General features: G+C 36.7%; 11 protein-coding genes and 1 tRNA gene. 7 read left to right on the top strand and 5 right to left on the bottom strand.

Features of this window, described 5'->3' with window-relative positions:
* The first annotated feature begins 137 nt into the window (after window positions 1-137).
* From PU624_RS09645 to PU624_RS09635, 3 genes are all read left to right on the top strand, one after another.
* A complete protein-coding gene (locus PU624_RS09645) occupies window positions 138-1073 on the top strand; it encodes a formate/nitrite transporter family protein (protein WP_283547440.1) in 936 nt (311 codons plus the stop codon).
* A gap of 295 nt (window positions 1074-1368) precedes the next feature.
* Window positions 1369-1443 (top strand) — tRNA-Arg (locus tag PU624_RS09640).
* Window positions 1444-1622: 179 nt separating this feature from the next.
* Window positions 1623-2873, top strand: a complete 1251-nt coding sequence (locus PU624_RS09635) for a tyrosine-type recombinase/integrase (RefSeq protein WP_283547439.1) — start codon at window positions 1623-1625, stop codon at window positions 2871-2873.
* 495 nt (window positions 2874-3368) lie between these two features.
* On the opposite strand, the gene PU624_RS09630 is transcribed toward PU624_RS09635, so the two are convergent.
* The 3 genes from PU624_RS09630 to PU624_RS09620 form a co-directional block, all read right to left on the bottom strand.
* A complete protein-coding gene (locus PU624_RS09630) occupies window positions 3369-5012 on the bottom strand; it encodes a tetratricopeptide repeat protein (protein WP_283547438.1) in 1644 nt (547 codons plus the stop codon).
* Between the two features lie 9 nt (window positions 5013-5021).
* On the bottom strand, window positions 5022-6104 hold the full coding sequence (locus PU624_RS09625) for a protein kinase domain-containing protein (protein ID WP_283547437.1): 1083 nt from the start codon (window positions 6102-6104) through the stop codon (window positions 5022-5024).
* Between the two features lie 113 nt (window positions 6105-6217).
* A complete protein-coding gene (locus PU624_RS09620) occupies window positions 6218-6832 on the bottom strand; it encodes a hypothetical protein (RefSeq protein ID WP_283547436.1) in 615 nt (204 codons plus the stop codon).
* Between the two features lie 126 nt (window positions 6833-6958).
* Between PU624_RS09620 and PU624_RS09615 the strand changes: the two genes are divergently transcribed.
* The 4 genes from PU624_RS09615 to PU624_RS09600 all read left to right on the top strand — a co-directional run bounded on the left by PU624_RS09615 (window position 6959) and on the right by PU624_RS09600 (window position 10064).
* The gene (locus PU624_RS09615; protein WP_283547435.1) at window positions 6959-7477 is read left to right on the top strand and encodes a hypothetical protein; all 519 of its coding nucleotides are present in this window, start codon (window positions 6959-6961) and stop codon (window positions 7475-7477) included.
* A gap of 200 nt (window positions 7478-7677) precedes the next feature.
* A complete protein-coding gene (locus PU624_RS09610; RefSeq protein ID WP_134161011.1) occupies window positions 7678-8070 on the top strand; it encodes a hypothetical protein in 393 nt (130 codons plus the stop codon).
* 9 nt (window positions 8071-8079) lie between these two features.
* Entirely contained in the window at window positions 8080-9186 is a 1107-nt protein-coding gene (locus PU624_RS09605; RefSeq protein ID WP_283547434.1) for a relaxase/mobilization nuclease domain-containing protein, read from the top strand.
* A gap of 296 nt (window positions 9187-9482) precedes the next feature.
* Window positions 9483-10064, top strand: a complete 582-nt coding sequence (locus tag PU624_RS09600) for a DUF4755 domain-containing protein (protein WP_283547433.1) — start codon at window positions 9483-9485, stop codon at window positions 10062-10064.
* Window positions 10065-10121: 57 nt separating this feature from the next.
* On the opposite strand, the gene PU624_RS09595 is transcribed toward PU624_RS09600, so the two are convergent.
* Together PU624_RS09595 and PU624_RS09590 are read right to left on the bottom strand one after the other, a co-directional pair.
* Entirely contained in the window at window positions 10122-12179 is a 2058-nt protein-coding gene (locus PU624_RS09595) for a UvrD-helicase domain-containing protein (RefSeq protein ID WP_283547432.1), read from the bottom strand.
* The gene (locus tag PU624_RS09590) at window positions 12176-14302 is read right to left on the bottom strand and encodes an AAA family ATPase (protein ID WP_283547431.1); all 2127 of its coding nucleotides are present in this window, start codon (window positions 14300-14302) and stop codon (window positions 12176-12178) included. Before PU624_RS09590 ends, PU624_RS09595 begins: the two co-directional genes overlap by 4 nt.
* Window positions 14303-14558 lie beyond the last annotated feature (256 nt).

Genomic DNA, 14558 nt, shown 5'->3' with positions numbered 1-14558 from the left:
TGCGGTATCGCCAGGAGTCTGAATAAAAATGCAGTTCCGAAAAACGTTGTTACGCTTATTCGCATCGGTCGTTACATTTCCGACAAATAAAAAACAGCTACGCTTATTACGCCACAGCACTATCACCAGGAGAAAATATGAAGCCTTCATCAGGTAATGAACAGGGTCCTAACGACGTAGAGAGCGAAGAGAAGGACAAGGGCACTGACATCGAAGTCGATGAGGAGGCTTTACCCTCCCGCGCTGCGGCGATCCATGAAGAGATTCGTCAGGATGGCGAAAAAGAGCTGGAACGCGATGGGATGGCGCTGCTCTGGTCAGCCATTGCGGCGGGCCTGTCGATGGGCGCCTCGCTGATGGCTAAAGGGATATTTCAGGTGCATCTGGATGGGGTGCCTGGCGCCTTCCTGCTGGAAAACCTGGGATACACGTTTGGTTTTGTCATCGTCATTATGGCCCGCCAGCAGCTGTTTACAGAGAATACCGTCACTGCCGTGTTGCCGGTGATGCATAAACCTACCTGGAGTAATGGCGTTCTGCTGTTACGGTTATGGGGCATTGTGCTGCTGGGTAACCTGATCGGGACGGCGCTGGGTGCGCTGGCGTTTAATGAGATGCCGATCTTTGACGATGCCACCCGTCAGGCATTCACCGACATCAGTATGAAGGTGATGGAAAATACCCCCGGCGAGATGTTTGCCAATGCGGTGATTTCAGGCTGGATAATCGCCACCATGGTCTGGATGTTCCCCTCCGCGGGCGGTGCCAAACTGCTGGTAATTGTCATGATGACCTGGCTGGTTGCCTTGGGCGATCTGGCGCATATCGTGGTGGGATCGGTGGAGGTGCTCTATCTGGTGTTCAATGGCAGCATCAGCTGGCATGAATTCTTCTGGCCGTTTGCCCTGCCGACTCTGCTAGGCAACATTACCGGCGGCACCCTGATTTTTGCGCTGATCAGCCATGCGCAGATCCGCAATGACATGAGTGAAGCGGCCGTTGCCAAGGCGAAGGCGGAAAAACGGAAGCAGGAGAAACGCCGTCAGCGTGAAGAGAAGGAAGGCGCTGAGTAAACGACAAAGGCAGACAGTTCACCCTGTCTGCCTTTCGGATCTGTTGGCTGGAGGCGATTTGCTCTGTGGTCGGCTGAAAACGTTTATCGGGGTGTCTGCTGCAAAGGGGGAGCGAAGATTTTCAGAGTGGGCGTGCCGCTTCAGTCTGGGTGGCATCCCTGACTTCAGCACTGCTGTTTACGCTTTCTGCGCTTAACGTCAGCGTGTGCAGAAAACCAGGATTGCTGGCGGAATGAGCAAACGGACGGCGATGTAGTGAATCTCACGGCCTCTTTGCGCTATACTGCGCCCCGCTGTCCTCTTAGTTAAATGGATATAACGAGCCCCTCCTAAGGGCTAGTTGCAGGTTCGATTCCTGCAGGGGACACCATATGTTAGCCCACCTAAGTATTTTAAAGTCTAGTCAACTCTTCAACTTCAAACATTTACCTTCCCTTTGTAGCCCGTTAACGTACACCGTCATATTTCAAAATCCACGCTGTTTTGTTGGTACATATGTTGGTATTTTAAGTTCGATAATGCAGATACCATCAGAAGAGGGTTTTTAGTATGGCGCTCACTGAGTTAACAGTAAGAAATACAAAGCCTTCTGATAAACCTGTCAAATTGACAGACGGTAATGGTATGCATCTTTTGATCACCACAAGTGGTTCCAAATACTGGCGTTTCCAGTATCGCTTCGCTGGCAAACAGAAAATTCTCGCACTGGGGGTTTATCCAGAGGTTTCATTGTCAGAAGCCAGACGAAGAAGAGATGAAGCCCGTCAGCTTGTTGCAAACCATGTAGACCCAAGTGAGAAGCGAAAAGCGCAAAAGGTTGAGAGCAAGGGCTTGCTAACATTTGAGCAAGTTGCACGACAATGGCATACCAGTAACAGAACCTGGTCAGACAGTCATAGAACAACTGTTTTGAACAGCCTTGTTTCCCATGTGTTCCCTGTCATCGGCAAACATAATATCAGCGAGCTAAAAACTCGTGATTTATTGATTCCTTTGAAAAAAGCAGAAGCTTTAGGACACAATGAGCTGGCTTCCCGCTTACAACAGCGCATTACGGCGGTAATGAGGTATGCCGTCCACAATGCGTTGATTGAACAGAATCCTGCAAATGACCTCGCTGGTGCTGTTGTTTCCACTAAAAGTGTTCATCGCCCTGCCCTTTCTTTGGAGCGTTTGCCAGAACTGATGAATAGACTGGAAGCATATAAAGGAAAAGGTATTACTCAAATTGCAGTGCAGTTGACACTCCTGACCTTTGTCCGTTCGAGTGAATTACGATTTGCCCGCTGGTCAGAAGTTGATCTCAAGAACTCATTGTGGACTATCCCCGGAAAGCGAAAACCTATGAACGGGGTAAAATATTCTGCAAGAGGGGCAAAGATGAAAACCCCACATCTGGTTCCACTAAGCACACAAGCTAAAGCACTCTTGGAGGAGCTTCACTCGATCAGTGGTGACAAAGAACTTATGTTCATCAGTTTTACTGGGGACGACAAACCCATTAGTGAAAACACTGTCAACAAAGCACTCAGGACGATGGGCTACGATACGAAAGTAGAAGTCTGCGGGCATGGTTTCAGGACTATGGCATGTAGTGCCTTAATCGAATCGGGATTATGGTCGAGAGATGCTGTGGAAAGACAAATGAGCCACCAGGAACGCAACAGTGTCCGGGCTGCTTACATACACAAAGCGGAGCATTTGGAGGAACGGAGACTCATGTTGCAATGGTGGGCTGACTATCTGGAAGCTTGTAAAGAAGAAGCACAGACACCTTTTACCTTCTCAATTCAGCATTAGTGAGCTTATAGAGAATCTGTTGTCAAAATATAGTTAGACGACAAAAAATGGTTTTTTACTAAAAGAAAGGAGTAAATCAGGTGAGAAGTTCGTTATCCCGTTTTCTCCGCTCGCTATTGAGCTTTTGGAAAAGCTAAAGATCAGAGCATGGGTTTCTCCCTATATCTTCTTAATCGCCGTTTAAATAAACCCCAACATATAAGAAAAACATTGTCATCAGAGCCATAGTGAAGCTGTTCGGGATTGAACACGGTCGAAAAAAGCAACCTCCAAATGTCTTGGGAAACATTCAGTATTTTATAGTCTACGATCTGAGGAAAACGAGTCGGAGGTAAACTTGTTTTACTGTCCATTTCTCCACATGTAGTAGAGAGATGCCTAAATCACAAGCTAAAAGGTTTTGATATGAAGAGTGGAGAACCGCTCTTGATGATTCATCAAACTTGTCAAATATTTTAAATTTAGCCCTAACAGAAAATAAGGGCTAGATTTAATTTATTTTTTCTTATTGCTTATCCATATAGTTGGGTTGTTCCTACTGAAATTAAACTTCGTTATTTTCTTATTCACAAGAACAGTCTTGGTTGAAATATCGTGCGACTCTGTTAACAGAACTCTCCAGTTGGATGGATCTCTTTTTATCTTAGCAAGTTTAGGCATATAAAACCTTATCGCAGGGTCATTCCAGACTCCTCCTTTACCTATTTTCTTGTTGATAGATTCGAATAGATCATCAGCCCAAGGTGATTCTGAAATAATTGCTTCCCTGAGATGATTTATTTCAGCCAAAACTTGCGAAGGATGATTTATAGATAGAAACATATTAATAGCTTTTTCATACCACTCTCTACCTGCATTAAAATCCTTCAATTTATAAAATATGAAACCAATATTAGCATAAGCATGTGCAATTATCCCTTTATCATTAGAGTGGGACGCTTTATCAATATACTTTAAAACTGGACCTACGATCTCCAAACCTATTTCTTTATTATTGATTTCAGCCAACGAAGCTTCAGCAAAATATTTATTCAACATCAAAGTTTCATTTTCAGGCTCTACAACTAAACCTTTCTTTACAATATTTATCATTTCATCATATCTATCGAGCAAACTTGCTAAATAACTACTCAATATAGCAGGCTCACAAGTATAGGGTTCTTCTTCTTGCCATAACAATGAATATTTTAAAGCAGACTCCATATCACAGTCAGCATAATAAGCCCAACATTTTGCTTCATTTGAGTATTTTTGTTTTTTTAAAACATCATCATCTACTAAATTTTTAAGATCACTAATCCTTTCAGCCCATTTAGCTTGGGCTAAAACATTAGAATTTGGATGTCTTAGAGATTTGACAAATAGGGGTTTCGCTTTCTTTTGATTCCCTTCTAATAGTTCAAGAGAAGCTAAGCAACTGTTTAATTCTGTAAGATGGAATTCTGATTGAATGGTCTCGGATAATCTCTTTGCAATTTTCCAGTTTTGAGGACTGCGACCATTACTTTTTGCAACTGCAATTTCCGCAGATAAAAGCCAAGGATCAGAAGTTAAGTTGGGATTACGCTTAAGAATTTTATGAGCAATATCATTTTCATTTATACTTATAAAAAATCTTGAGGAAACTCTTGAGACCCAACGATGATTATTAGAAAGTTGCAAACCAGTTAAAATACTTCTTCTTGCAGATTCATGTTCTCCGATAGATACAAAAGCCCTACCTAAATCAATCCAGCTTAAAGAATCTTTCGGATGTTCCTTCAACCAACTTCGTTTTAAACGAATGTCATCTTCAGCATTATGAGCTATAGACTCTAAGGGAAAAAAAGCATTACCGTCTAAAATATGTTTAGCTAAATCTTTCAGTCTTAACGGTGAATATTTATTCTTTAAAATAAAATCAGCAACATGATGAACTTTAAATTCATTATTAGTGAGAATAGCTATATTAATCAGTTCCGCACCCACTCCAACATTTCTATTATATTCAAAATCCTTCATCAACTCTTCAAAATATGAAGTAGACATTTCAGGTGAAATTTTTGATTTAACAGCCGTAAACTCAACAGAAGAAACTTCATTTGAGTTCTTCCATATAGGTATCAAGTCTCGCCTATCAATTTTTTTAAAGACACTCATTTCATATTCTCACTTAATGCCTTCGAGTTTCATTTTTTTAAGCATCAGGTCAAAGTCACTTACGAATCGTTCGATGCCTAAAACTGGGTTCTTCATAGTTATGGTTTTAGATGAACCTCGTAATTTGTAATTAGGATGACTACATTGATAAACTATGTCATTCAACTTCTTAGACATCCATTTTGGTTCAATGACATTAAACTCAGCCAATATTTTCTCAAAAGCTTGCTCAAGATGAGGTAATGATAGCTCATAAGAATTACCTTTTCCTCCCCAAGCCTCAGGGGCAACATCAGGAGAAAGCATTAGTTTTAAAAGTGTATTAAGTGTTGAGCCTGTAAATAGGAAAGTAATTAGGGAACCAAACTGATACAAATCACATCGTTGTCTCCTATCGAACCATTCATTAACAGTGTAACCGTAGATTTGTTCAGGAGGCGCATAAGAGGGATCTCCGGCGATACTATACCCATCATGCAACTGTGGTTGGCCTTTAAGACTGGCCCGTCCTAAATCTCCAATTTTTGCACCCAATTCGCTAAAAATCATTATGTTAGATGGTTTAATATCTTGATGAGCTATGCTTGAATTGTGAAGCTGTATAAGACCTAATGCAACATCTTTCAAATGTTGTAACTTAGCAAGAATCGATATTTCAGCAGATGTAGAAAGGTATTTCCTTATGTCTCCTTGATCTGCAAGTTCTAGAACAAGGTATGGTACAACTTTCATAAAGTCGTTTTCTACATACTCATCACCAGCATCTAAAACTTTGACGATTTTTCTAAGTCTTTTAGAATCACATATTTTATGAAGCTGATTTTCAAACTGGTAGATAGTTGTTAAAGTATGCAAATCAGCCATTACATTTCTTTTTTTCTCCGCAGATTCCTTCAAAATATTAGAAAAATCAAAAGCTTTCAAAAAATACTCTTTTCCGTTTTCAAGGTCACTGACGATGTAAGAAACAGAAAAATTCCCTCCGGTTCCCTGAACTCCATTTTCTTTGTTATTGAGTTTTCTATTAACATGCCATTTATCATTTAAAGTCTTTCCTTCCAGAGAGTTAGCTGGGCTAAGCATTTCAGTCATATAAGCTCCTTTTTTAGGAACATTCTTACTCAAATTAAAGCATAAGTAAAGATTAACAAAAAAACATTCCAAAAAAATTAAAATTCTTTAAAAAACATCATGTTATGACATAACTAGATTTCGAAGAACTCCAAAGAGAAAACATTAATTACAGCAGAGCTGATGTATCTGAAATTATTCTTTTCAATACACTTATGATTGCAATCAAGAAGCGTTTGAATGAAGGTATTCAAAAGTTTTTTGGCTACTGTAGGTTCAACGGCATCATAGGCAAATAAATATTGTAATATGTAAAGTGATTTCTTTATCTCATGAAGAGATAACATTCTATCCATACTCTTTAAGAAACGCTCATCTTTATTTTTGCACCTATCAATGAAAGAATTGATAAAACAATCATTCTCTATTTCATGAAGATACTTCAATTTTAATGCTTCGTTTTTTTTGGGGCATTTAATCACATAGCTTCCATTTTTAAAAAACTCAAAATAGAGTTCTTCTATATTGAGTTCTTTTTTAAGCGAAATAATTCTTTTGATTAATTCAAAGTTATCACCAAAAAAATCTCTATTTAGATCCAAATTACATGACCTTATAACCATATATTTAGTATTATTCAAGTAAATAGCATCTTGATTATTCAAGTATATTTTATTATGCGAATTTACTTTGATTAGTTTCTTTATAAGATCTGTAATCTGAGAATTGCATTCACTCTCTAATATCATAATATTTTCCCTTTTTAAATCTAATTAACAGACAACAAAAAAAAGTCAATACTTTAAACTTTGTTTGATAATTGATTGCAAAGAGTCTATTATTATTGCTCCTAAACTTATATATGTGAGAACTATATGTCTGCTAATCATTTTGTCCTTTTACGAGTTTGCATACCCGATTTTTTCCTTCCATTTCCTCCTACTATACTAAATATTTTTAAAGAAGAGAGTTTATGCCCTTCAGGTTTCGTAAGTGTCTATATGATTTATGACAAACAAGCGAAAAAAGTAGTTAAGACATTTTTCGACTGTGCTTCAGGAATTATGAAAGTAAACGAACTTAATCAAGTTAAAAGCCCCGACGCGTTGTTACTCTTCAAACTTTCAAGTTTAGAGTCTAATAGCTCTGAAGACTACGAATTTAATTACTCTAGCATTGAAGATTTTGAAAAATTCGATTTTCAAGTAGAGGCGATGAAATTAGATAAATTAGAACCGGAATATAAAAATAGTCTTTTTTTAGATGCTTGTAAAAATAGCATATTAGATCAGGCCTTTGATTTTAGAGAAAACCTCATCAGCGATTTCAAAATAATGTTTCCCGTAAACACTATGACAGAAAATAAAATAACAACTTCTAAATTAAAAAAATGAAATTGTTATTTAAGCAAGGGCTAACTCATAGATGCTCCGCATCTTTGAGTTGCCTTGCTTTTTCCGCCCTTCGGTTGAAAAAGAAAGATCAAAGCAAAAAAACACCAAACCCAACCCATTGACGCGATTGACGTTTGTGGTATTTATTATAGTTAGCATATGGATATGCTATTAATGAAATAATATCAAAAGGAGTTGATATGAAAGAACACAATATTATTTTTGACGATGAGTTCCCTTCTACATTTACCAATGACCCTGCCGTTAAAAAATCACCCCCTAATCGTCTTCGCAAACACTCAGTGACTGTCAGATTAAATGAGGTTGAGCTGAGCAAAGTAAACCAGTCCAGAGGACAGCTCAGCAAAAGCTGTTGGCTGAGATCTTCAGCTCTCAAGCAACTTCCCCCTTCTGTTCCCGAAATCAACAAAGAAGCCTGGCAGGAGCTTACTGGTTCCCTACAGAAACTGAACGATCTTACTTCGTTCCTGCTTCGCAGAGGCGAAGATGCTCAGCCACTATCCCAGGAAGTAAGTGCTTTAAAAGTGAAGCTGTTGCATGTAAGAGATGCTTTGCTGACTCTTGAAAAGTGATCATCCAAGATGAAGGGTATGAATAAAATTAAAAGGGGTAAGAACTTTCGAGGAATCATCTCGTATGCGCTTGCCCCTGCTCCACATCATATGACTGCACCAATGGTGATTGGTGGCAATCTTGTAGGCATTACTGTAGACGAGCTGACCGCCGAGTTCGTTAAAACACAGAAGCTAAGAGAGGATGTAACGAAACCCGTTTGGCATAACTCTCTTCGTCTGCCTGTTGGTGAATCACTCACAACTCAACAATGGAGGAACATTGCTGACGACTACATGAAAAGAATGGGCTTCTGTGACACTCATCTCCGTTGTTATGTCCTACACAATGATAAAGCTGGTCAGCACATACACATCATTGCTTCCCGTATAAACGTTTTAGTAGATGGACAGCTCTACTTGGGTAAGAACGAGAATCTGATAAGTACCCGTGTAATCCAAGATGTTGAGCGAGACCACAAACTCACTCAAACGAAAGGTCCCTCTCCTGCTGAACCGCCCAAGAAGCAAAGGAAGCTCACTCGTAACGAAAAGATGATGCAGGAAAGGACCGGAGAGAAAGCTTCTAAGAAAGTGATACAAGAGGCTATAGATGCGATCCTTACCTTCTTCGATACCATCACTATCGAAAACTTCATATATGAATTACAAAAGCAAAACATATCAGCGACAGCAAACATCGCATCCACTGGCAAGATGAACGGTTTTTCATTTGAGCATCAGGGAGTCGCTTTTAAGGCATCACAGCTCGGTAAGGCATACAGTTGGTCAAACATGAGTAAACGAATCACCGTCACTCAACCAATAGAGGCTGTTGCTCCTGAATCGATTGCCGACAATGAAAACGTTTCGAATCCCCTTGAAGTTCCTCCCACAACTACACCAATACCCCTTACTGCAAATTCCAGAGAACATATCCGATCTCGCTGGTTGCAATGGATACCTTATCTCGACGAGCTTGTTGCCAGTTTAAAAGCTGTTAGTTCAACGATACTCAATCCTCTCAAAAGTAATGTCATCTATACAGCAATACGAACCGGCAACTCTGAAACACCAGAGTTTCCTGAGGTAAATTCTCAAGACTCGGCAAGAAAACCGCAATTTAAACCTTTTTAAACGGCTAGTTTTCAGATAGTTAAAATCATTCCCTAAGCTAAACACAACAAATATTTTCATTTCAAATCAGATTGATAGATAAAAACGATCGATCGTTATTACTGATCAATTATCTATTCATGATAGTCATTGACTATCAAAAGAAAGCGATCGATCGGTATAAATGATTTGCTAGACCCTGTTTACTAGCCGTAATGTAACTTCAAGAGAAACCACCTAGCTCACTGATTTATCAGCAGAATAAGCTGATGCATACGTGCGCCTTCGATTCAGAGAAACTAACCTTGGACGAACCTATGACAGCAACAACTGAAGTAAAACAGCCCAACTTCCTTATGATGAAACGGGTATGGATTGCTATTGCACTTCCAATTGTCATTTTCTATTTCTCTGGAATTCAGGGGTTGGTCCAGCTTGCAATCGTATGGATTTTCGCAAGCATCATGCTCTTGATGTTTGCCTACAAAAAATTCCGAATTAAGAAGTTGAACGCCAGCACCAGAGACCATTTTGGCGAGCAAGACGGGATGTGGAGTCATGAATTTGGTTCCACTTTTATGAAGCTCGACCAGCAAAGAGGACTTATCCATCTCAAGGAAGAGAACAAACAAAAAACCTATCCGTTCTCAGCAATCAAAGAGTGGCGATACAATTTGTCTACTACGAGAGAGCGAGCTGGTATCAACAAAGAACTCGACCGCACCCATGATTTCAGAGAATCGGGCTTTTACATCGCAGTGGACGATGTGCAGTATCCTGAATGGAGAGTTATGTTTTTTCCTCAAAAGGGTGATTTCAACTCACAGGAAGGCATCCGGGATACTGAGCTTCAGCTTAAGCGGTGGATGAAAATCTTTGATAAAATAATTAATAAATAAACACTTCAAAATAAATGGAAATGATAATCCTTTATCGTTTCCATTTTATAAATAAAACTAACTAAAAAAAACACAATCATTAAATATTTTCTGAATACTATCTTTCTCAAGTTCATTATCAGAAAAAAGAACAACTCTTAAGTTTTTAACAGCTCTTGATGTTGACACATATAAGAGCCTTCTAACTTCTTCTAAGTCAGGAGACAACTCTACATTTAAATCCGAATTTAGAAGACTGGAGAAATACGTATGCTTTTTGTTCATCTTATCGTTTAAAAATACAATTACATTTTCATACTCAAGTCCCTTAGACGAGTGACATGTCATGACATTCACTGGACTATCGGTTTTATTGGAATTGATGTATTTCATCCAATGAATCATCTCATCAAAGTCAACCTTTAAAAAATTCTGGAATACTTCGTCATCAAACTTAACCTTTCTCAAACCACAGTATCTGACTAACTTTTCTTTCCAAACGTCTTCACTATCAAAATCGATTGGTAAAAGAGACTGAAATAAAGATTTAACTCTCTTATTTTTGGTGGTGTTAAACAACTCATATAGGTTTACAAAGTACTCTTCCAAGCTGCAATAACTCAATGTATTCAACTTACGCACTGCCATCCCAATATCTTTAACTGTGCATTCTTGCAAATAAAGCTTTGGAAACAATTCAATTATTGGAGCATCGCTTTTTACTTTTAACAAGTAAGCAGGCTTACAATAAGAATACATAATAGAAGCAAAAGAACCAAATTTATCAACATTGTTCACAACAAACTCATCATTGACTTTTTTATAATTGTTTTTGTTTTCTGCAACAAACAAATCATTCACTTTTGAATATAAGTTTGAAAAATTACAAACTTCGGCAAGCATCTCATTTTTTGACACAAGACAAGCCATTTGGTTAGATAAACTTACATCCCATTCGGACCGATAAGAATCAATTATTTCTTCAATATCTGATTTATTACATTTTGACATCGGATAAATATAACATTTAACACTGCCAAGGTTTTTATTTCTAAAAATAGAAACTTGCTTTATAGGCTGATGCCCCCCTCTAATTTTATTTATACAATCAATAATTTGATCATGTGATCTTCTATTAATGTTTTTATGAACTTCATCGAGGGTCAAAAACGAAGTTCGACCACCTGAACTGTAGATCTCTTGAGATGGATCTCCAAATAATCCAATTAAATATTGAGAATCACTTGGCTTCAAACGTTCTATAATTAATTTGAAAAAAGCAACGACATTATCATGTGTATCTTGATATTCATCAACAAAGGTATACGGAAATTTGTCGATAAGAATATTCGCAAAGTAAGGATAGTTTTCCATTAATTTATATGAATAAAGTAAAAGCGTATCATGGCCAATTCTATTCTTATAAAGACATTCTGCATTTCTTATATTGTATTCTATAAAGTCATAACCTCTAACGCCTTCAGCAATGTTTTTTAAACAGTTTTTATAATTATAGATCCTTCTAATACATGAAAATATTTTAAGCACATGAGATTTGTTTGTTTTTAATTTTTTACCCAAATCTTCGCCAAGTTCATCATTTAATATTTGCCAAAAATCCCCAGCATTAAGTTCTTGCATTTTATAGTAAGATTCATTATCTTCCAAAATAAAGTCTGTAATTGCTTCTATTTCAGCTTGATTTAACCCCCTATAAACTTGATATGCAGGTTTGTCATTCTCATCATAAAATAACTCACTTTCATTTTTTTTTATTAAATCAGTCAAGTATGTAACATGAATTACAACAAGAGCATCCATATGATGTTGAATCATGTCCCATAAAAAATTATGAATTGTAGACACATAAACTAAGTCATTTTCACCCAGCCTGCTGATAATTTCATCTTTAGCATTATTAGTATAGGTGATACATAATATTTTCTGACGCGATAATGCTAATTGCGATTTTTTATCATGCATTATTTTCTTTATTAAACTTATCAAAGCATGTGTCTTGCCACTACCAGCACCAGAGAGAAAATAAAATGGCTTTCTGTCATTAACATATCCAAGCAAGGTATCAAAGACCTTGACTTCTTCTATAAGAACATCCTGAGACTCTTCATACATCATAATTCAACCTCGTCAGCGAACTTGTAATTTGAAAGCCAATCAATTCCTTCTTTAATATACTTTGGTATTTTTAATTGATCTTCTGAACTTTCTGCCGACTTAATCAATGAGTAGATAATTGAGTTACTAAACTTACTTTTACTTTCGGATAAATTCTTTTGTAACCTGTAAGAGTGTTTGAATAAAACATTTTCATCTACGTTTTCCCCACCCAGCAATTCATCCATTACAGAAGGGATAACTGTTTTTAAAATTTCTATAAAAAGAGGATTGTTATAATTCTCTAAAATTAGTGCCTCTTCAAAACTAGTAGCATAATATTTACTTAACAGGGTCTCTGAAGAGTAAATTTCAACAGGTTCAATTTGATATGAAACCCTTACATTTTCTTTTATGAAATATTTATGGAAGGTATTTACTTTTGAGCTTTTATGAATGAAAGTGAGTGTTTTATTAGTTGTCAGTGTAGTTTCATCAATTGTTTCGAGTTGCGGATACAGAGGGATTTTAATTTTCTTATTCTCTTGCACTTCAACTTCTTTATATAAGGATTCCTTTTCTCTTTGGAAATCAATATCAGTAATAATTAATGAAGGTATTCGTAGAGCATTCAACAATTTTATGTAAACACTGCCGTGAGCACCATCTATTCTAAATACCGATATCTTTTTTCTCCTAAGAGTAACATCCTTTTCTATGAAAAAGTTAACAAGTCTTTCCTCGGTAATCCCTTCAACTAATATGATAGCATCAGAAAAAAACAATTCTGGCACTTGATGCTTTATATGTTTTTTTATGAACTGAAAATAATCTTTCTCACTCTTACCCATAGCAATATCAGAGTCTTTAATTATAATATTTTTGCTAAGCCCTTTTTCTGGATATGTATAATTAACTTCGTCAAATGAGCAACTCTCTTGGATCACACTATTCAGTATATGTGATGAATGTGTAGTGATAACAATTTGAGTTTTTAAATTGGCAAAATCTCTGCTTGATAGTTTTAATATTGCAAAAAGTGCTTCTTCTATATGACGAATGAAATTAACTTGCATTTGTGGATGCATAAAAAGTTCAGGTTCTTCAATACATAAAACCTGAACTTTACTTTGCTTTTTCATATATTTGCATCTATAAGAAAAATCAATAATTTCGCTAAGTATATTGATCAGGTTAGTATAACCTAAACCGAATTGCCCTTCTGGCACGTGATGTTCACCGTCTATGTATTCATAAGTGACAAGATCGGTCATTAATTTATCGAAGGTAAGATCAGCTCTTAAAGAGAAAGCCAATGCGTTTTCAGAGACGATTTTTTCCAAGACCGATTGAATCCCCTTCTGATGATTTCTTCTAATTTTACCAGTCAATCTACTATTATTTTTTTCAACTAAACTATTAATACTCTGTAAACTTCTATCGTTTACTTCGTACATATACCTAATTATTTTATTAAAAGATTTAGCCAGCAACCTTTTATCATGAATATTATTTGAAGCCGATATAACCTTAAGATCAATTATATCTTTTAGCTTAATGCTTTTCTCTCCCCTACCGTTTAATCCTTTTACTACTCGTCTGAATTGGGTCTCTGATATCTTGTCCACTAAATATTTTAATTTTGAAACTCTATCCTTTTTTTTCAGAGTAAGAAAGTCAATCCCTTTTTTTATGTCAACTTCAAACAAATCCTTGTCTTTAACAACATAAAATATTTTAACTATAGCTGACTGCGTTTTTTTAACATCTTCGCTGTCACTAATAGTAATAAATTCCCCAAAGTTAGTCGCTAAATCTTGATCACGATTATCAAGAATCACCTCTAAAACAAAGCTTAATTCTGGGGTTTCACTGTAGTCACCTTCTATATAATCATTCAACAAACCATTTAAGTAATCAAAATTAAAATATGAGCCGACTAACTTATCTCCTTCATCAACAATAAACTCTAGTGCTTTAGTTATAGTAGTTTTACCTGCATTATTTTTACCTACTATTAAAGTGGTTGATGAAGCAACTGGTGATTCCTTATTGTCTCCTGAATTAGCTTTTACAAAGCCTATTAAGTTATCTTTGCTACCAAATTTTCTGAAATTGTTTATTTTGATACTTTTAAGATACATTCCTTTATGCCTCAAAGTTTGATTTTAATTTTGATTAACTGACTTTCGCTGGTTATGCAGACTTAAATAAAAGAAAGAATATAACTATCTATATGAGTAATTGTTAGCAAGCCTTCTGTCGTGCAAGACATAATACTTTACAATTTTCCGTGCAGATTTACACGAAATTTTCTTCACATAATGCTCTCATAATGGTGAGATTAATGCGGGTAAAAATTATTGCTAAAAATAATAATTACATTAAAATCAGGTAGTT

Source organism: Pantoea sp. Lij88 (assembly GCF_030062155.1).
Taxonomy (GTDB): domain Bacteria; phylum Pseudomonadota; class Gammaproteobacteria; order Enterobacterales; family Enterobacteriaceae; genus Pantoea.
The sequence above is the reverse complement of the archived record's forward strand: the minus strand, read 5'-3'. Positions and strand labels throughout refer to the sequence as shown.